Here is a 20542-nt window from a genome sequence, read left to right as displayed (position 1 = left end):
AAGATGCTATGTCGACAAAAGGCCGCTCAATATTGTGGGAGGCAACTCGAAAGCTTTTTATGGCAGAGAACCGATTGGTGAGCCTGTCTCCCTATCTGCGCATCAGGGGATCATTTCTTATAAACCGTCCGAGCTTGTCATTAGTGCGCGCACAGGCACACGTATCTCCGAGCTGCAAGCTGCACTCGTGAAGAACAATCAGATGCTGGTTGGTGAGCCACCTGCGTTCAATGGGAAAGCAACGCTGGGTGGTGCCGTTGCCTCTGGGCTAAGCGGAGCATCGCGACCTTATAGTGGTTCACTTCGTGACGCCATTCTGGGCGTTAAACTGATAAACGGCCTAGGTGAGCACCTTCGCTTTGGTGGTCAGGTGATGAAAAACGTGGCTGGCTATGATGTTTCCAGACTGCAAGCTGGCGCATTCGGCGCGTTTGGCATTCTGACCGAAGTGACGTTACGCGTAAGACCTATACCCGTTCAAACGATGACAATGCGTTTGGAAATGTCTCAGGTCGACGCCATTAAAACCATGCGCGAATTAGCCGCAAATGGTTCTCCTGTTAGCGGCAGTGCATGGTATCAAGGTTATCTCTACGTTCGCCTTTCTGGTGCCTCTCAAAGTGTTACTCGATGTCGCAATGCGTTGGGGGGAACGGAACTCGACAATCAAGACCTTTTCTGGCGTTCAATTAGAAACTTCCGCCATCCGTTTTTCAAAACAAGAGATAACTTGTTTCGACTTTCGATCGCACCCAGCAGCCCTATCATTGAATTGGCAAAAGATACCTTTATTGATTGGGGAGGTGCAGCTCGATGGGTCCATTCTCAAGCGTCATTAACGGAAATGGCAAGAATCGCTGAATTGCATGGTGGGCATGCTATGCGCTTTAGAAGCGAGGACAACCATAACGAGTGCTTCCATCCTAAGTCAGACGCGGAAAAGGCCATTCACATCTCACTGAAGCACGCCTTTGATCCGCAAAACCTTTTCAACAGAGGACGGATGTATTATTGGTTGGGAGCGGAAGTATGAAGACATCCCTAGAGCAAGATTTGCTTCAGACGCACGCTGGACAAACGGCAGAAGATATCTTACGGAAATGCGTACATTGTGGATTTTGTAATGCCACCTGCCCCACTTACCAAGAACTCAACGACGAGCGAGATGGTCCGCGCGGACGCATCTACCTCATCAAAAACATGCTTGAAGGGGAAGAATTTTCAGCCAAAACACAAAAACACCTAGACCGCTGCCTCACATGCCGAAATTGCGAGACCACATGTCCATCTGGCGTCCAATACAGCATCTTGTTAGACATTGGCCGCGAGCATATTGAAAAGCATGTACCAAGGCCACTCAAAGAACGCCTAATGCGATTTGTACTCACCCGATTTTTGCCAAACCGCAAATGGGTAAATCTAGGGTTTGGTGTTTTAAACACATTCAGGTCAGTGCTTCCTGAACACATTAAAAGCAAGCTACCCAAAGATGTTTCGCTTCGCTACAAGGAAACAAACGCTCGTGCATCGCGCACAATGATTGGCTTTCAGGGCTGTGTCCAATCTTCGCTGACACCGAATACTCTTGCTGCGGCTAAGAAAGTCCTTAGTCACTTAGACATTGCGCTTATTACCGTCAAAAACGAAGGCTGCTGCGGCGCGTTAAACCTTCATCTCGCAGAACGAGAACGAGCAATCAAACAAGCCAAAGAAAACATCGACAATTGGTGGCCATACATCGAATCTGGTGCAGAAACCATTGTTATTTCTGCCTCGGGGTGCGGCGTAAGCATCAAAGATTACCCAAGCTTATTTATCGGAGACGAAATCTACTACTCGAAAGCAGAAAAAGTTGCATCGCTTGCCAAGGATCTTAGCGAAGTGATACTCGCAGAAGACACTGCAACGTTACCTTTTAAGCCAGATAACAACGAACGTTTAGCCGTTCATTGTCCATGCACATTGCATCATGGTTTAAAACTCAAAGAAGAATATGCATCGGTATTTAAAAAGCTCGGGTTTCACACTGTTCCTACAAATGAAGATCACTTGTGTTGCGGCTCTGCAGGCAGTTATTCCCTGTTACAGCCCGAACTCAGTAACCGATTGAAGAAGCGGAAGCTAGGTGCGTTAAGCGTGAACAATCCCGATGTCATCGTGACCGCAAATATTGGCTGCCAATTGCACCTTGAATCCGGCACTGAAAAGCCCGTCAAACATTGGATAGAAATGGTGGCAGACCGTCTCGAAGACTAAATAACGCACTATTGGAGCGGTAAGTAAATATCCGTAATGGCTTCGTTTTCCTTGATAAAAGGAAAGTGATTGAAACGCTCCAATATGATTGGATAGTTTCGCATTTGCTCTCCTGAAGCAGCTAACCACTGGTACAGCAGGTAGTAGATAGCAATGCCGAAAGAGTCGCTGCTACCAACAAACCTGAGTTTTGCGCATCTCCCTGCCGGGATCTGTTTTTTCACGATGGTTCCGCAGGATATATCCATTCGATTATTAAACTCACAGCCAATGTCCATACGATACTTCGAGAGATCTTCAATCTTACTTGGGTCGTCATAGAACAGATTGAACAAGCGAGGCTGTTTAGCCCCCATCTTTTGCTTGTCCACCCAACTCCTGAACTTGGCCACACTCTCTACGAATTGGATAGGCGGTGCTCGATGTTCAAGTACGACAATATCGACCGCTTCAAACTGAACAACTTCAACCTCAAAATCTGCTTGGTTTAAATTGGGATCATTGCGAAGGCGATATATCGCCTCAAAGCGTTTTTCCCAGGGAGACCAATCGGGTGCCAAACGAAACTCACTCGGAGAAACACCAAAGACACGTCGAAAAGCACGCGAAAATGACTCACTGGTTTCGTAGCAACTATCCAACGCGATTTCGGTGACTGACATTTTGGGATGGTAAACAAGAAGGTACGAGGCTTTTTTCAGTCTCAAGAGACGAACATAATTCGCCACACTCACCCCATATCGGCTGGAAAACTGACGGTGAAAATGAAACTTAGACAAACATGCAACTCGGCTTAGTTTCTCCACGTCCAAATCTTCGTCAAAGTTCAAATCAATAAACGCTCTCGCCAACTCCAGCCGAGGGTGTTTCACCGTCATATAAGTTCCACTCAAATCCGCTTTTTCAATAGCTTACAGTACCAGCTACGCTTCCACCTGACTGTAATTGCGGTTTGAGTTTTAAATCATGATGAGAGATATTCCTCAAAAACCCTGATTACGCTGCACCGTCGTTTTATTGGGAACATCTCTGTCATCAGGCAAATTAATACATGTTTTTAGCCAATTTGAAGTTTTTAAATGTGCTCATGGTGAACGGGTTGCTGTCCTCTTCTGAGTGCAGTCTGTACTTCACTTTTCCATCGTCGATATCAAATTGGTAGTCCACGCTTGTCGCGCTGGAGCCAACAACTTCAGCTCTGTCAAGCAATCGAAAGAAAGACCAAGGCCCTTTTACCGACACACTGCGCGGTGATTGGTCAGCAGGAATTGGCACCAAAGTTACTCGGCTTACCGCTTCTCTTCGTAAGGTGTTAGGCCAAATTAGCTCGATATTTTTCCGCGGCCCGTGACTGTATTCCACGTATTGTCCATCCACGTTAATCACTGAGCGCCTTTGGTTCGGACTCAATTCCAATGGCTCAATGGAAAACGCCACATCTAAGACCCCTTTTCGATTGAAAAAGGCCTGCTGAATCGACTTGGCAATTTCAAATTGCTTCAAAAACTGTCTGCTAACGAAGGCTTCGTCACTGTATATATCAAGACTGCTGGCGTTCTCTAAAAGTGGAGCAAGATCTTCACGATAAAAGGTGGATAACGTACCATCGGGCGCGAAGAAGGCTTCAAAATCTTCTAACGCAACATCCTTTCTTGCTCTGTGGTTGAACGGATAGCGCGAAGCCAGTTTAGACCTGAACTCCTCATAGACCTCAAACTTCCACTTTTCCTCTAGGTATCTTAACGCTTCGTTTTGAACCACCAGCCAACTCTCCTGCGCCAAGGTGTAAAACATTGCATTGTACGGGGCAGGTAAGCCATCTGAAACTTGTTGAAGGACATAGATAGGATCCGCGTCATTTAGCATTAGCCGAGACTTGGTTGCATCCAATGCGGCTTTTCCGACGTTTTGGGATTCAGCCAGCATTCGCATGTAGGCAAGCAGATGGGACACCGCTTCCATCGACTCTTCAAAGTAAATCGGGGAGCCTTCCTGAACGTTCGCCAGTTCATTCAGCCTGGCGAATTGGCCATCAAGTTTCGCCGCTACACCATATTCAACAGACTTGATGAGTTCCGCTCTGGCCTTGTCATCCTCAGGAAGGTCGGGAAACAAGTTGGTGTTTTCAGTGACTTCTTCTAACAAACGGTGGAGTGGCTGATGATTCCCCACCACGCTTTCTAATACCAACACGCCATCAAAAATGTCCTCGAAATAGCGAACATCAAGATTGTTAACCGCGCTACGCCAAGTGAGAGAGTAGTCTGCGATGTACTGATCTTTAATCTTATCTTGAAGGGCGACTCTATCTTTCTCTGAGAAATCAGTGCTTGAAGCCAAACCAAGCACCCAAGTATCAACCAAAGCCAGATCCGTCACCTTTTGCAGATTTGGCAGGAAGTAAGTATCAAACCCTTGCTTAGATAAGAACCTTGGTACTTCCATGGTTTGATTGTTTTGATCTTTCTTAACAAAAACCATGTCAAATACTGGGCCGATTTCTGATGAAATACGCACAGGCGAGCCAAGAACAGCGGTCGCTTCTTTCTTGAGGCCCATATACACACGTTGCTCTAATGGAATACCTAACAAGTGATGCTGCGTTGTCTTCACCAAGGTGTCATAGGGCTGCATTGCTGCTTCGGCCAGTTCGTAACCTTCTCCACGCTCACGGGAGAAATCCGATGTGTCAAGAACGTAGGCAAGGTGACGAGCCAATCCCACTTGCATCTCCTTGTCACCTTCATATTGTCCTTGCCAATACTTGGCAAAATAATCGTCGACTACATGGCTGTTTCGTCCAGACGCATCCGTTAGCATACGATACACACGAAGAGCAGAAAGCTTTTCCTCATCGTTGGTCGCTTGAGCCATATCGAAGGCAACAATCCTCATGAGATAAGGGAGATATTGGCTCTCAATGAGCGAGTCATACGCATTGTTAAGCTCGACGCTAACTTTGTCGCCTCGCTGAAGGCCAAAGCCGGACAAAGAAAGGACGTTGTCATTCACATCACTCATTAAGTGCCCCGCCTCTTTCACGAGGTTCAATTGAGCAACCAAGTCTTTTTCAGAGGTGATATGTTTTGCCCCTTTGGTGACTTTCTCAAACTCTCTTACTTTCTCTAACGCCACTTGCGTGTGCGCTTGGTTTTCTTGGTAATATTTGTGCCAAGCCCCCACCAGAAGAATCCCAACCACACCAAATGCCAACCCCGAAAATACTAGCGAACGTTGATAGTGCTTTTGCGCACGCTGACTGTCTGCGGCTAAACCAGATTCACGGTAGACAATGTCGGTGAACAAGCGTCGCACGAAATAGGTGGTTGAATGTTTCGCGGTTTGAGCGGCATTCGCTATGTCTGACAATTGATAGCGACGAGCAGCGGAGTTAATGAATGCGTTCGTTGGCACGCCTTGCTGGAATACCGATGAAAAGTAAACGCCACGCAAATTTGGTGGTGATGAATAGTGGTCTTCGGCAAAGGTATCTTTTAGATGTTGAGCGATCACATCTTGGAGCCCCGCGATCTGACGCTGGAAGCTATATACGGCAATTCTCTCTTCACTATCGTCAACACGAACAAGGGCATTTGGCAGTAAACGCCCCAGATACTCAGTCAGCAATGCGTACTGCTGCTCAAACTCAGTTTTCCAATCATTGTTTTCATAGCTAAAGGTAAAACCAAGTGGCTTTTCTTTGTCTTCCTTGTTGAGAGCAGAAAAATAGGAGGTGAAACCCGCGATAAGATCTAACTTGGTTAGCGAAACATAGACGGGAGGGCAATGCGATAATTCACGCATGAGTTCATTCAACCGTGATCGAATGACAGCGGCTTGCGCTTTTCTCTCGCTCACTGTCGAATTAGCAAGTTTGGCAATATCAATGGTTATAACAATGCCATTTAACGGCTTTTGGTGGCGAGTCGCCGTTAACCAATTCAGGAAGTGTTTCCATAGCCGTTCAGGTAACTCGCCCGCCCCTTCATCATCCAACGCACCTTGCGTTATCACGCTCTCCGAAGTCAATCACCACTGATTCACGACCCGCCCACCAATCAATATTGAAAGGGAGACTACCTTTAGCTTTTGATGCACCGCGCAGGTGGGAAGAAAAAGAAAACTCTTGCCCAGAGCGATGAATAAGGCTGGTTTTACCTGAGTTTTCTTCACCTAAAAACAAGTACCAAGGCAACGCATACAAATAGTTTTTTCTGCCAAGTGCTTCTTTTAGTGAGTCGATGACACGATTGAGTTCAGTACCTTGTTGTTCTTCAAACCGCTTTATCGGGTCTTCCTGAAGCTCAAATTCTCGCCTCGCTTTTTGTTGATAGATGGTGAGTTTTCGCCATTGTCTAACGCCCCATACTGCCGCCCAAATAAGCAGCAACATTGCCGTGGTTAACGCCTTTTCCCCAAGCGTGTCGAGAGGCCTGTAATCATAAACTGTTAGCCAAGACCCCACTGCCCATATAGCCACGATTAAGATGACCAATAACAGAAACATCAAAATCGGGAGCGAAGCGCGAATAGAAGGCATTAAGGCTGAAAATACGGATTTGAGCTTACTGAACATAGTGGTCGTTCCCTGATCGCTATCTTGAGTCGGCGATGTTTTCTAAGTGTTTAATAAGTGAAGGTTCCCAATCAGCGAGCGTTGCTGAAGAGATTTGCTTTAACAATGTTCCATATTCTTGTTCTGCCATGGCGGATAGCTCGTGATGATCCATGAGCTCTGCAGAGATCAGTCGCCAATAGAATCGCTCTCTTGGTTCTTCTGCGTTGGCGAGTCCTGTATTTAACATCAACAAAGCATCAGAGAGACCACCGCCCTCAGCCAAGGAAAAAGCCTCTTTGCGTTTGTTATCCCAGCTTCTTTCTTCTTGTACAGCTAAAGGGTTATTGTCACCTTCACTGAGCCACTGACGCGTCGACTCATTGATAAATGGCATTCCACCTTTGAACTTCAGTTCCAATAAGTCAGGCAGACGCTCTACAAAGCTCTTCACTTCAAATGCTATCGCTTTGGCTTCATCGAACTTGCCGAGCTTTGCTGCAATTCGGTAGCTGAGGTAATGCCCATCAATCCAATACGGTGAAACAGTTAGGCTCTGCTCGACTTTGCGCCATAGTGCGAGATCTGCCCCTGACAACAAGCAATCCTCATATTCAGAGATTCGTTCCGCAGACACCGGCATCAGCGGCGTTTCCATCAAATGGTCAGATTCTGGCGGTGAGGTAATTGAAAACCAGATCGCAAAACGTCTAAGTCGTAATGAAAGCGACCGTCCTCCTTCCAACTCCGTCATGAAGTCAGCGGCTTTAAGCAAGGTATGTTTCGCCGCTCTTTCAGTGCTACAGTCAAAATTAACCAATGCGTCATTCACTGACGTTTGTTCGGATGTGATGTTTTCGGTTTGAACGCTTTTGTCTGCTTGGGGATCAAGCTCCTCTTTTGTTTTTATCTGACTGCTCAATTTTTTGAATTGTGACGCGACCGTTATTAAGGAGTCACTCGGAAGGTTCTTGTCATCAACTAAAGCCTTCAGAGCATTCAATGCTGTTTCTATTTCACTATTTTGGGTATCTGTGATGCGGGAAAAATCCGCGCTTTGTAAGCTCGCTTCTTTGCGCTGAATAATTTGAGTAAAAAACCGTTTACGAATGGTTTCACCCTTAGTACCTGGGACGGGGTAGCACTCCTCCCAGAACTCACCGATAAAGTCCGTAAGCAGTTGGATTGAAAGCAAGAACTTATCCGCAGTCAGCTTGTGCTGTAGACAACGCAGCAAATGCGCCAACACTTTAACGTCTTTGGTCTTTTGCTCGAGCAGCACAATCGCATTGCTCTCCGCTTCGCCCCATTTAACGTCGCCATGCGCTAACGAACCAATCTTCATCATCTGCGCCTCTATGAAATCAAGGCGAGCATCGTCATCAACCATTTCTCCAACACGATGTATTCCATCAATGGGCGCAAGAAGTCTGGCTCGATAGTTACTCCTATCCATGCGCATTACCACCCACAACTTTTTCGTAGCGGCTTAATGACTGAACGAATGTTGCTTATGTCGAAGCGAGCTTCAGTCACTTCCTTATGGTTGGAGCGAACAAAGACGGTCGATGCATTGAGCATGCTTTTCATCAGTTCAATGGCGGGTAACCCCCTTCCGGCACTTAGCACATACCCCGACTCATCGCTTGTCCAAGCGCGTGTGTCTGACCCTTGTGCATAGGTCGTAATAGTGACCCTCCCAACGTTGATGGAATTGGTCACAGCGAGCTCGACACGGCTGATATCGTCAACACAACTGAGCACTAAGATTGGAGCGAAAGTCGAATCCGTTGAAATTGCGCTCGAGGTAAGCCATACCTCCGACGCTTCCCCTTTTGCATCTGCCTGATTAAGCAGTAAGCCCTCTTCTCTTTCCCCTCTTTTGGCCTCGCTCTGTTTTGCCAAGTGCCATGAAGGTGCTTTTTCTGGCGTGAATTGAGATGTCATTTGTTCACCAACTGGGGTGTCAAAAACGCCGTCAAAGCATGAAAGCCGCGCTAATCGATTCGCCACCGTCGTGCATACCCTTGCTTGTTCTATCCGTTTATCCGTTGGCTCAACGGCATAAGAAAAAACAGGCGTAAAAAGGCTCATCGACAAAACCACTGCCGCCACTGAAAAAATGCCATGCGAAAACATGCGTCAATCAATCTCCATCTTCAGGCATTTGTGGGCGAGTGTGCGCTTGGGAAGCCCTAGACTCTCTGCAGCTTTCGACCTGTCTCCACCAAAGCTGGTTAACCTAGAGCGTATGACATTGATTTCAAAGCTTTGTACTGCGGCTTTTAAGTTATCTATGTTGGACATATCCACGCCTAAGTAACTGTCAGGTAAGGACTCATCATTACTGGCTTGATATGGCATGCGCTGTTCTAAAACACGCTCACTGATGCTACAGGGACCGATTTCTGTGCTGTTACCCGAGATTGCGCACGCGTATTCGATAAGGTTTTTTAGCTCTCTAACGTTACCTGGAAACGAGTGACGTGAGAGCAAGTCAAGCGCGGTAAAGCTAATACGTTCGATATTGCACCGTGCGCTTGCCGATAACCCTTGAAGAACTTCGTACACAGTTGAGGAATGTCTTCTTTTCTCTCTCTAAGAGCAGGAACAGCGATTGGGAACTGATTTAAGCGATAATACAAATCGCTTCTAAACTCGCCGCGGTCAGTTTTTTCTTCAAGCTGAACGTGTGTGGCGGATACCAACCGGAAATTGACACTGATTTCCTTCGAACCGCCCACAGGGCGAAAGGCCCTCGACTCTAAAACGCGCAGCAGTTTGGCTTGTAGGTTAAGCGGCATGTCGCCGATCTCGTCGAGGAAAAGTGTTCCACCATCAGACTCAGCAATCAGTCCTGTTTTTGCTCTGTCGGCACCCGAAAATGCGCCTTTGACATGGCCAAACAGCTCACTTTCCAACAAGTTCTCTGGGATAGCGGCGCAATTGATAGCGATAAAGGGTTTTCCCTTTCGATCAGAGAGTTCGTGTACCGCTCTCGCGACCAGCTCTTTTCCAGTCCCTGTCTCTCCTGAAATTAAGACATTGAGCATGGAACGAGCGGATTTCGATACCTTTTCTCGCATGTCCGACATCTTCTGGCTCGAACCAATCAACACCTTTTTTAGCTCAAACTCCCTTTCTTGTTTCTCTACATTTTCTTTGAGTGAAGCAATGGACGAAACAAGCGCATGCTTTTGACTATTTTCCAACCCTAGCTGAGTTAACATCGCGTGCTGATTACTGTATATCTGCCCGACATAGTTCCATTGTTCATTGGCAAGAAGTGCACTAAGGTTTGCATACTTCCCCGTCAACGCAGCGATAGATTTCACTGTACCGTCAAGTGTTCTAAATGGTGATATCAGGATACTGTCTCGGGGACATCCGCCACTTATAAGCGTTTTGAAAACATCATTCTCAAGCCAGTAATTCAGTTTCTCCGCATCAAGCAGCATCGGCGAACCGGACTGCAAAACATGTGAGAAGGGATGACTGAAATCATCGACTTTCCAATGAAACGTTGCGCCATCACCTTCAACATTGAGTTCTCGACCTTGTGAACAAGGCGAGATAACCCAGCCATTTGAGATACCTTCGAGATCTTGAATAAATTCACACAGTGCTTTTGACAGATCACGAACGTTTCTAGATACAGTAAGTTTTGCAGCTGCAGACATCCAATTGTCCATAACTCCCCCAAAATTCATTTCAAATAGTCACGAACGCAAAGTTCAAAGTAGCGTGCTTAATTGCTTCAGCGTGTTGTCTACACTTTTATTAATTAAGTATTGATATGAAACATAAGTGAAAAAGATAAAAGTAAAAAACGACAGCATGATTGTCTTTGGCGTTAGTCGCCATTTCATTTCATGTTTTTTACAAACAACATTCTCGAGTGCAGCATCAAAATGCATAGGATGCTCTCTCTCTATATCAGACAGAATCCCAAACAGTTCTGACAATATTTTCTTGTGCTCCAAGCTTCCTTTTTCAATCACTTTATATCGACCTTCGAAACCCAGCGATAGACAAAGGAAAATGAACGCTAATAGTTGATGGTATCTTTCCGGTTCATTTTTGAGTTTGTCCAGAATACTGAAGACTTTTTCTCCACCCCATGTTTCATTGTGAAAGTGCGTAAGGAGTGAGTTCTCGGCCCAACAACTGTCAGCCCCCCATGCAGTGCTCATTACTGCTTCGTCTATGACTGAACAAAGCACATAGCGATAAGCTAGGATAATGGCGTGGTCAAAATGGTTTTCCGCCAGTTCCACTTCAATATTTTTAATTTCTTCAACAGCTTGGCTGTAAATGTTTTCTACATTTTCACAATGCATCAATTTTCGAATACGTAAGCTCAAGCCAAGTAAGGGTGTCGCAGCACATATTAATAAGTTTGACTCACTCGCTCTTAATTTAAACCAATAGTCTTGGTCAGAATCAATATTGGAAACCTCATCATAGAGAAGATCATCAAGATGGTGTCGTTGCTTCGAGCGTTTTTTATATAGCTCCTGCATTTTCTAGCTCCTTATTGCCCAAAACTGCAGCTCTACATTAGGTATCTGACCTGCTACATGAAAAGCGAAACCACTACCCTGCATTAAATCATTCCACGCACGACTGGACTTATTCAGTTGAAAATAAATAAAACCCGCGTGATAAGGTAATTGTCGAGGAGCAATAGGTAGCGATATCAAAGGCACGCCAGGGAGTTGCAAAGAAATCAGCTCACGAATTTTGTCGACTGACGACACTTTGGTCTGCTGACTAAAGAGCTTACGCAGCTCTTCTTGTTGAAGGTTCGCCTTCACTGCAACAATGAATTCTGCGTCATCTAGCAGCGAAGGATCGTTGATCGGTGCCACCATCAGACCATACTTACGCTGATGTAGCTGGATGGAGACAGCTTTAGGCTCTAGGACGATACTCAATGACTGGCGAAGTTTGGCTTTTAAATCGTTGAGAGAGTCCGTTGGCAAGTCATGTTTGTAATCCTTGAACTCTGGCGCCATGCGGCTTTCATCAGTGAAAGTAGAGAGCTCTCCACATACCGCACTTAACTCAGCAAACATAGACTCTGGATGCAGAGTAGGAAGCTTTGATAAGTGCAGGATCTTCGGATAGAAGCGATTCAAGGTCTGTAGCAACATAAAGTCCGTGACTTCCGCTACGCCGCCTTGCGTTGGCGAACCCAATCGATGTGCAATGTTCTCTGCACGCTGACGCATCAAACCTGCCATTTCACTGACAAAACGGTGAAGTTTAGGCACTGCGGAAATTGTCATATGACAAGGAATAAATCCTTCGTCTAACAAAATGCTGCCATCAGGACGTTTCTGCAAGATCTTGCCAATGGCAATACAGGAATAGCCGCTGCGGTCTTCTTTCTCCAACATCAAGCGGGCATTTAACAGGCTGATATCAATTACAACTGAATCACCGTTCTCCGTATGCGTGTCTTTAACATGCTGTCTGCTTGACTTAAATCGTGTAATCGTTGTGTTTTCTGACCAATTGATCTCAAGGTTCACATCGCCGCGCAAAGGGATCGCTAAGAAGATGATTTGGTCTGCAACATCATTGCTTTCAATCTCTAACGAAGGCGGTAAAACATCTTCTCTCGGAATATTGAAAATCGTGCCATCCGGCATTACGCCAGACGCGCGTTCTAACGATACTTTCCCAAAGCTTAGGTGTTCAGCGTTAAACGAAAGCTCAACCACCCCATAGAGGTTCCGGTTGACACCAGAAACACGTTCTTCTAGCTGATATTCGATATTTCTTTGTAACTGCTGGAAATGCTGCGGTTTAATGAATAACCCTTCGTTCCAGACTACGCGATTCCTAACCGTCATAATTATTCCACTTTATCCAATCGAATTTCGTTTTGGTCGATGTAGAAAAGAAGATGATATTGATGACCTGTAGGAAGCACCTTCACCACTTTTTTCCATTCACTCAGGTCCGGATCCGCAAACCTACCCATGATCGCGATGTAATTGGTGTCATCCTCCAGCTCAAACGTATTGATGAATTTGAATTGGCCGGGGATCAACACATAGTCTTTATGGTCAACATAATTGTTCTTCAGTGCGCTCTTAGCGTTGTCGGATAAATGCTGATAATCCGAAGACAGAAACATCGAGTCGTCCTCCAACTCAAAGACCTGAAGCTCAATTGGTGTGCCGTCTCCGTTAATATTCGGGTTGGCCGCTTTGCTCGCGACCAAACTGTACGTCACCGTCGTTGGCTCATTTGCAGGATCATCGACAGAGCTGCAGCCCGAAATTTGCAAAAGAAGCGCAAGCAAGACTACTCGGTACATTCCTGTGCCTCCCTTAGCTTCTCCCTCAGACTTCTGTCATACGCTTGGTCAAAGATCTCCCAAAACAGCTTTTCAAACCCTCGTTGGCGAGATGACGTCAGCTCGTTGTAGTAGTTGTTGTACATATCCCATGCCCAAGAGCTCGATGTGCCAGAGACAGTGTTTTCCACTCGGCTGTAGCTTTAAAGCGCCTCATAAGAACTGCGGGAGAAAACGCCATTAACACTTGAGCAAGTGCTTCTGCTGTTGCGGTTTGTACCGCATCATTGTGGTGTCGTATGTTCGACAGGCTTTCCGCAATAGCTGAAGGTGCCGAAAGATGGACAACGCTTTTCTCCCCGTCGAAAAGCACGCCCATCGTGTCTTCATAGGAGAGGCCAAGTCTTAGTGGATTGTCTTCAATAGGTTGGAAGTTTTTGTTCATCACACCAAATCGGCTTTCGGCGATTTGATGGTGAAGCTGCAAAAGCCCCTCGATTGCAGACTTCATTGATGCACCAATCTCTTCTGAAATGGCTTGCATTTTCTGCATGTCTTCACCGTCACCTATTGATGTTTCTAGGCCTTTTAAAAGAGGGCCACTGATGAGGTGATTCGTAGGGTTTGTCGAAGACGTGGTCGTGTTACCTCGATGATAAAGGGCACTTTCTTCGTAGTAAGAGGAGGGACTTTCTACTTGTCGATCGCGAAGATCATTTTCTACATCTCGCTCCAGCTTTTCGATGCTGTTTAAATCCATATCAACACTTTCCTTGTTAATTCGCGGTTTATATGTGATTGCGGAAGACAGCTCACTACCACCATCGTCATAGAATGTTTCTGCGTCCTTCCCTGAATACGAGTCGTTTAGTGCGTTATCGAGGCCTTCTGCCGATGCATCGAGATATTCAGCATTAATGATTGCGTCGGATCTGGGGTTGGAATCGAACGCAAGGGCTTCGAGCGCTGCCAATGGATCGTCAATCGAAGCACCGCGTTCAAGGTTACCGGTCTCGACATACTCAAAGTGCTCGGTATCCAGGAAGCTACTTGACGCTGAAAATTCACTTTCTAGTCGGCTCTCGACGTCCTCGTTGTGGGCGTGCTCTTCCTCGAACTTCACCCTCAGGTGATAATTCCCGATTTCTATGGTGTCGCGGTCATTAAGTGCGGCGAGATTTCCAGCCCCAACTGGCATTGTCGAGCCATTGATGTAGCAAGCATTGCTTAAATCAATGAGGCACATTTGATGATCGCGATACACCAATTCAGCGTGATAAGGAGCGATTGCATTGCTGTTGTCACTCAACACCCAATCCGCCGACGCTGATGAGCCTATTGTTCCTCCATCGCAATCAAACGCATGCGATGCGGATAAGCCCGGAGATAGCGAACGTGTATTGGTAACCACCAGCACCAGACGAAACGCTGTCTGGTTTGCCTCTTTTAAAGCAGTCTCATGTGCCACATTAATGCCTATAACCTTGCCTGAATTAATACTTTGCGGGAGCAATTTGGGTCTCCCATAAATGATGACCATCCCAGCTTCGCGGGTTTCTCTGCACGTAATTGCAGCGGAGGCACTTCGCTTTCAGTGAGCTCCAGCTCAACATCAAATGCCAATTGCTCGCGCAATATGAATTCCATCAAGGCGATCAGAGATTTAAACCCTTCTCCAGAGGGTAGAAACTCGCTAAATCTGTCGAAAGAAAGTGTCTTGATGCAGATGACGAACTTCCCACTTCTATCAGCCACTTGATCGCCAATGGACGTATCCACACCCAGTGCCCCATTTCGTTTACCCAAACACCACTTCTGCTCTTCGGGAATATCAACCTGTCTAAACGCCCACTGCTGTATCTCGACACATTCCAAGTCGAAGTAATGCTGAATAATGCCCGCAACAATTTGTGGAGAACGAGTCCGCCCCGCCAACAAGCCCGAGTAAGAAAGCATTTTGCTCCAGCTCAGCGGCGTCTCTCCTCTCGCTTCCGTTTCCACCAAACCCACCATTGAAAACAGCTGGGTTGAAAACTTGTCAGACGCACCTTCTCGGTATCTCACGTAGTACCGATACTTTCGCCAAGATTGGAAAAGCAGCGCGAGCAAGCGATGGTTAAAGAAGTCGAGAAAGATCTTTCTTAAACCTGTCTCAAAATCCTCGGTAACAATGTCTTCGAGAAAGAAGCCAGGCAACGGTGATTGCGCACCATTCATGCCAAAAAATGTCGTTTCCACATTCAAGGTCTGCTCTGAAAGCATCTTCATTTCAGACACATCACTGGCAGCAAAACCCAAGCTCGAACTGGAACTGAACAAAAACGTTTCAGAAGGCCAAGACAGAGATTCCGGCTCCGATTCATACATTTCACAAAGCAGCTCAAGGAGCTGAAAAAAACTGTATTGTCGGACGTCACTAATGGCGGTTCTTTCTAGATAAGAGGCTGTTCCCCTTTCTGGATACCCCATGAGTAACGTTCCTTATTTTTCGCGTTTATCACTATCAACTCGTGATAGGAGTTGATGCTGGCATAGAGTGTGAAAAAGTGGCTCAGGACAGTGCCAAATAGATAGAGCTCACCTTCCGAGCCAAAAAAATCTTGGTCTAGGGTGATCTCGGTTTTTATTCCCCGCGCTGGTAAGCCTTTAATTAACCGTTCCGCAGGGAAAGTGTTCACCGTCAAAATGCTCTTGTTACGGAGTTTCGAGATCCTTTCTGCTTGCCTATCTACCAAGGCGCGGAAGTCATAAGCCTGTAGGACGGACACCAACGCTTCCTTCGATAGAATCGACAAGTAATTTAGAGATAGACTCGAAATCAACGTCCACAGGAGAGAGCCATCCAAGGCTGGACGTACCGGTGCTGTCGGCTCAGTAATATTTTTAAACGTGGCAAAAGATGGCGATGAGTCGGTGGCAACACAGATATCTCCTAAGCCGAGCTCTAATGGCAACTGACGATTAGAGCAGGTCAATGAAAGAGAGATCGCTTCGCTGTCATCGATATAAGATGTTTCATCGCCTCGAATGAATGAGATGAAATGCTCTAAACCGTTTATGCTCAATCCCTCTCGCACGCGCACTCGGTAGTAGAGTACAACCCGGCTTTTGGAGCGCTCTATCTCGTGGTTAAAGCTTTCAAATGATTGGTACTCACGAAAATGACCGCGGAACTTGCCTTGAGAGGCATCAATCCAACCTCTAACGCCATCTACGCTAAACACTTCATAGTGGCTTGGCGCTCGGTTTGAAGGACTAAGTTTGTACTCGGTTTTTTTCCATTGAGATCAATGGGCTCCCCATCGTGCTTGAACAGGTTTATGACCGGTGTGCAATAGAGTAAAAAGTGTTCGTGCGACACTCTAACGTCACTAGGAAGCGATTTAGAAAATGAGAATCGAAGGGAGAAATCGCCCTCTATGTTTTCCGCCAAATAGTCATCGAGATTTTTAATGTCAATGAACTTAAACACATTGGGAAAGGCAAGATACTCTTGGAGCACGCGATAGCCTTCGTAGACGTTTTTAGGGTAAGGCAGTATGGCGTCTTCCGGCTCAAAACCGACAACAGAGAGGCAAGATAACGGTAAGCTGACACTCCCATCCTCAGTGACGAGTTCAATTTTGGACAAATAATTGTTTAGCCACAGATATAATGTGTCGGAGCTGTAAGTATCTCCACCCAAGAATAATCGAAGGTCATCGAGGCCAATTTGGCTAATTTGAAGACCGCTTTGAACACGCAATCCAACATCAATCTGAGATCCATCGCGAGAGTGAACCACCGTTGTTGTGGTTTTATCTAGCGGATAAACATCCACGTCACGGCAGGTCGCAAAACTGCACGCGGTACCAAATACTGGTCTAGAGTCTATTTCCGTTGATTTCTTAATGGTTTGCTTTTCGGTGATCGCTTTTGCTGTTGGGTCAAACTGCAATATAGAGATGCTTGGCACTTGCCTTAAGTAGTTTGGCCACAGCAAATTGATCATCGAGTGCGTTAATTCAGGAAACTCATCATCAATCTTTTCTCTCAATCTCCCGGTTAAAAACGCAAAGCCTTCGAGCAAACGTTCGACGTCAGGATCCGTGCTTCTGCTATTCAAAAAACGAGAAAGCTGCGGGTAGACTTTAGAGAACTCGACACCTTGTTCTTTCAAAAAGGTAAGTTCTTCCCTGAAGTAGCGATTCTGGCCCAAACTCAAGTCACTCTATATTTGCGGTTGCTATCTAAAAGCAAATCAATACGAACATTTCGGTGCATAGCCCCAACATTCACCGACGCTGCAATTTGAAAACGCAGATTAAGCGGGGAATATTCATCAGGTAACACCGAGATATCCATGTCCTGTATGCGCGGTTCGTATTGGCGAATGCAGCGAATGATTGCCCGGCGAATTTGGATAGCAAGGTCATGCGAGCTTAAGGAGGCATCGTTAAAATCGATCAGCCCTAGCTCTGGCGCGCTAAGTGCTTCCCCTACTCTCGCATTCAGCAGGTTGGATATGCTGACTTTTATCGAATCCAACACATCGTGAGCCGACGGCCCTTGAGTAAATGAACTCGGCTTAACCTTGCTATCCAACCGCTGAAACAGGCTTACGCCAAATGCAATATCGTCTGCATCAGGAATAGCCATGATCAGGATTGATCCAATCGACCAACCAATGACAGCTCAAAGCTCGCCCCCATGTACTTGAAGTGAGGACGCACTGCCAGTGTCACGGAATACCAACCCGGCTCACCCTCAACATCGTTAACTTCGATTTTGGCAGCTCGCAGAGGCTTCTTGCTTCTGACTTCCGCTGGCGGGTTTTCTTGGTCCGCAACAAATTGCCTAATCCAAGTATTTAGCTCTCTTTCAAGATCTTGGCGTTCTTTCCAGGAGCAATTTGCTCGCGCTGAAGCACTTTGATGTAGTGGGCTAGTCGGTTGATCACCATCATGTAAGGCAGTTGTGTCCCCAACTTGTAGTTGGTTTCCGCTTCTTTACCCTCTTTGGTATTCGGGAAATGCTTGGCTTTTTGAATAGAGTTCGCGGAGAAAAATGCAGCGTTGTCACTGCCCTTTCTCATCGTTAGAGAAATGAATCCTTCCTCGGCCAGTTCGAACTCTTTTCTGTCAGTAATGAGCACTTCTGTTGGGATCTTGGCTTGAAGTGCCCCCAAAGATTCAAACAGATGAACAGGTAAATCATCCACTGCCCCGCCGCTTTGTGGACCAATGATATTTGGACACCATCTATATTTTGCGAAGCTATCTGTTAGCCGTGAAGCAAGCGCAAACGCAGTGTTACCCCACAAGTAGTTCTCATGGCTTTCACTCACGTTCTCTTGGTAGTTAAACGACGTCACGGGGTTTTCAATCGGATCGTACGGCACACGAAGCAGGAACCTCGGTGCGGTCAAACCAATATATCTCGCATCTTCAGATTCGCGAATTGAACGCCATTTCGCATATTTCGGGCTTTCAAACGTTGCAGATAATTCTTTAATTGCTGGCAGTTCTTCAAAAGAATCAATGCCAAAAAACTGTGGGCCAACGGATGAGATGAAAGGTGCATGTGCCATAGCACCAACAGAACCCACGTATTGAAGGAGTTTCATGTCCGGGGTTGAAGGTGTAAAAGCATAGTTACCGATGATTGCGCCGACTGGCTCGCCACCAAACTGGCCATAACCTGATGCATAGATATGTTTGTAGAGACCAGACTGGTTGTTTTCGGGTGCAAACTCAAAGTCATCCAATAGCTCTTGCTTGGTTGCATGCAGAATGTCGATTTTGATGTTTTCTCGAAAATCCGTTCTATCAACCAGTACTTTTAGCCCACGCCATGAAGATTCCATTTCTTGTACTTCAGGACAATGCAGAATTTTGTCCATTTGCGCGCTGATTTTCTTATCGAGTTCAACAACCATCTGATCGACAAGAGCCTTATTAACTGGCGCATGAGCCTGATTGTTGGTTAACAGATTTTCAATAAACGCGGCGACACCACGCTTAGCAATACCGTACCCTTCCTCTGATGGCACCATACGGGTTTTTTGCATGATGTCGTCTAGCAAACTACCAGACGTTTCTATGGCAACTTCACGTTGTTTTTCTTGCAATGACATTTAAGAGATCCTTTCTATAACGTGGTGTCATTCGTTTTCAGTAGGAACTGAAGGCGTCGCTAGCTCTAGTTCTGCTAATAGCTTCTCTCGTGATTCTTCAGAAGAAAGCAGTTCCTGTAGCTTGCCCCTGAAGGCCGGAATATTGCCAAGAGGGCCCTTTAATGCCACTAGTGCATCACGTAGCTCCACCAGCTGATTCAGTTCAGGTACCTGTTTGGCAATTTCATCTGGGGTAAAATCCGTCAACGACGAAATGTTCAATTTGATAGGTAACTCTTGCCCTTCTTCCTCAGCAAGTGCATTTGGAACCGCTGTTGAAATCGAGAGTTCGCTCTCTCTCATCACTGCAGTGAAATTGTTTTTGTCTACTGAAATTGCTTCTCGTTCTTCAATTGGCGTTTCTTCAGAGTGACCTTTGAAATCACCCAAAACGACCATTCGCAAAGGAAGCTCTACCTCTGCTTGAGAGTCTCCTGTCGCGGGTACATATTTAATATTGATACGCTCTTTAGGCGCGACACTTCCTTCCTTTGCCATTACAAGCCCTCGTTAAAACGACAATTAGAAAACCTAACCAACTAACATTATTTTTTGTTTTGCCTGAAAAATTCTTAGTAAATTTCGGCGACAAAACGTTAGCAAGCAGAAGGCTATTAACAATTATCAAAAAAGTAGCTTCACGACGAATAGCAAAATCAAAAATGCAGAAACATTAATAACCAATCAGAATTATTTGAATCTTGTCGAAAGTAAGAGAGTGTAAAAGGTTAATAAAAATAGAGTTAACTACAGTTAAACAAAACTATAATTAACTCTATTTAAAAACAATAATGATTATAAACAAATTAAACTTTAAAAATAATAATTTCCGACATTTACATAGTCTGTTTAACCAACATTTACTGTGCCACCACCAACAACCACACCACCACATCCAACTGCATCCCCGCTTCTTGCAACGGGTTTTCCGTTTGCGAATACGCTTGAAGAACCGCCAGAGATAGAACGTCCATGCGGCGGATTCTTGGGTTTGTCATGGGGTGCTAGTGCATCACCTTGACGCGCAACGGGCTTTCCGTCGACGTTAACGTTAGGCGACGCAGATATGACTGGTGAAGGGTGAAAGCCGTCATGTGCCGTACCAATATCACCCAACACAACTGTATTTCCCATTCTAAATACTCCTTTATATTTAACTCCCAGCAATCATTAATTAAATGACAAGTTAAAATTCATTTCAATATAAACATCATCATTGTAAGCAAACAATAAATTACCCAGCTGGCAATATATTGCTCATCCATGT

Annotated in this window: 16 protein-coding genes and 3 pseudogenes; 2 read left to right on the top strand and 17 right to left on the bottom strand. The window is 45.8% G+C overall.

What is annotated here, in order from left to right:
• Positions 1–34 precede the first annotated feature (34 nt).
• Together glcE and glcF are read left to right on the top strand one after the other, a co-directional pair.
• Positions 35–1033: a glycolate oxidase subunit GlcE gene (glcE, locus tag ATN88_RS01855; protein WP_232312690.1), complete on the top strand. Its 999-nt coding sequence runs from the start codon at positions 35–37 to the stop codon at positions 1031–1033.
• Positions 1030–2256, top strand: coding sequence for a glycolate oxidase subunit GlcF (glcF, locus tag ATN88_RS01850; protein ID WP_067410544.1), 1227 nt, complete (start codon positions 1030–1032; stop codon positions 2254–2256). Before glcE ends, glcF begins: the two co-directional genes overlap by 4 nt.
• An 8-nt stretch (positions 2257–2264) precedes the next feature.
• Here glcF and ATN88_RS01845 read toward each other — a convergent pair whose 3' ends face one another.
• The 17 genes and pseudogenes from ATN88_RS01845 to ATN88_RS01775 all read right to left on the bottom strand — a co-directional run bounded on the left by ATN88_RS01845 (position 2265) and on the right by ATN88_RS01775 (position 20409).
• Positions 2265–3134, bottom strand: a complete 870-nt coding sequence (locus ATN88_RS01845; RefSeq protein WP_067410541.1) for an AraC family transcriptional regulator — start codon at positions 3132–3134, stop codon at positions 2265–2267.
• A gap of 166 nt (positions 3135–3300) precedes the next feature.
• A complete protein-coding gene (tssM, locus tag ATN88_RS01840; RefSeq protein ID WP_232312689.1) occupies positions 3301–6270 on the bottom strand; it encodes a type VI secretion system membrane subunit TssM in 2970 nt (989 codons plus the stop codon).
• A complete protein-coding gene (locus ATN88_RS26525) occupies positions 6245–6832 on the bottom strand; it encodes a hypothetical protein (RefSeq protein ID WP_232312688.1) in 588 nt (195 codons plus the stop codon). Before ATN88_RS26525 ends, tssM begins: the two co-directional genes overlap by 26 nt.
• A 19-nt stretch (positions 6833–6851) precedes the next feature.
• Entirely contained in the window at positions 6852–8267 is a 1416-nt protein-coding gene (gene tssA / locus ATN88_RS01835) for a type VI secretion system protein TssA (protein WP_067411901.1), read from the bottom strand.
• Between the two features lie 5 nt (positions 8268–8272).
• Positions 8273–8905: a type VI secretion system-associated protein VasI gene (vasI, locus tag ATN88_RS01830; protein ID WP_232312754.1), complete on the bottom strand. Its 633-nt coding sequence runs from the start codon at positions 8903–8905 to the stop codon at positions 8273–8275.
• A gap of 48 nt (positions 8906–8953) precedes the next feature.
• A complete protein-coding gene (locus ATN88_RS29060; RefSeq protein WP_456297730.1) occupies positions 8954–9382 on the bottom strand; it encodes an AAA-type ATPase lid domain-containing protein in 429 nt (142 codons plus the stop codon).
• Complete coding sequence (locus tag ATN88_RS01825) at positions 9265–10491, bottom strand: sigma 54-interacting transcriptional regulator (RefSeq protein WP_232312686.1); 1227 nt, start codon at positions 10489–10491, stop codon at positions 9265–9267. Before ATN88_RS01825 ends, ATN88_RS29060 begins: the two co-directional genes overlap by 118 nt.
• A 54-nt stretch (positions 10492–10545) precedes the next feature.
• Positions 10546–11334 (bottom strand): type IVB secretion system protein IcmH/DotU, encoded by a 789-nt coding sequence (gene icmH, locus ATN88_RS01820; RefSeq protein WP_067410535.1) that lies wholly within the window; start codon positions 11332–11334, stop codon positions 10546–10548.
• Positions 11335–11337: 3 nt separating this feature from the next.
• A complete protein-coding gene (gene tssK / locus ATN88_RS01815; RefSeq protein ID WP_067410532.1) occupies positions 11338–12672 on the bottom strand; it encodes a type VI secretion system baseplate subunit TssK in 1335 nt (444 codons plus the stop codon).
• Positions 12673–12674: 2 nt separating this feature from the next.
• Entirely contained in the window at positions 12675–13142 is a 468-nt protein-coding gene (tssJ, locus tag ATN88_RS01810) for a type VI secretion system lipoprotein TssJ (protein ID WP_067410528.1), read from the bottom strand.
• Positions 13130–14661 (bottom strand): annotated as a pseudogene (gene tagH, locus ATN88_RS01805) (type VI secretion system-associated FHA domain protein TagH). Before tagH ends, tssJ begins: the two are co-directional and overlap by 13 nt.
• The gene (tssG, locus tag ATN88_RS01800; protein WP_067410523.1) at positions 14598–15590 is read right to left on the bottom strand and encodes a type VI secretion system baseplate subunit TssG; all 993 of its coding nucleotides are present in this window, start codon (positions 15588–15590) and stop codon (positions 14598–14600) included. The pseudogene tagH and the gene tssG overlap by 64 nt, the downstream one beginning before the upstream one ends.
• Positions 15554–17319, bottom strand: a pseudogene (gene tssF / locus ATN88_RS01795) (type VI secretion system baseplate subunit TssF). Before tssF ends, tssG begins: the two are co-directional and overlap by 37 nt.
• A 2-nt stretch (positions 17320–17321) precedes the next feature.
• On the bottom strand, positions 17322–17759 hold the full coding sequence (tssE, locus tag ATN88_RS01790; RefSeq protein WP_067410521.1) for a type VI secretion system baseplate subunit TssE: 438 nt from the start codon (positions 17757–17759) through the stop codon (positions 17322–17324).
• A gap of 2 nt (positions 17760–17761) precedes the next feature.
• Positions 17762–19236 (bottom strand): annotated as a pseudogene (gene tssC / locus ATN88_RS01785) (type VI secretion system contractile sheath large subunit).
• Positions 19237–19263: 27 nt separating this feature from the next.
• The gene (gene tssB, locus ATN88_RS01780) at positions 19264–19773 is read right to left on the bottom strand and encodes a type VI secretion system contractile sheath small subunit (protein ID WP_067410518.1); all 510 of its coding nucleotides are present in this window, start codon (positions 19771–19773) and stop codon (positions 19264–19266) included.
• A gap of 351 nt (positions 19774–20124) precedes the next feature.
• Positions 20125–20409, bottom strand: coding sequence for a type VI secretion system PAAR protein (locus tag ATN88_RS01775; protein ID WP_067410515.1), 285 nt, complete (start codon positions 20407–20409; stop codon positions 20125–20127).
• Between the last annotated feature and the right edge of the window lie 133 nt (positions 20410–20542).

It is taken from the genome of Enterovibrio coralii (genome assembly GCF_001559595.1).
Lineage (GTDB): Bacteria > Pseudomonadota > Gammaproteobacteria > Enterobacterales > Vibrionaceae > Enterovibrio > Enterovibrio coralii.
Note: the sequence above shows the minus strand (reverse complement) of the source record. Positions and strands in the feature narration are given on the sequence as shown.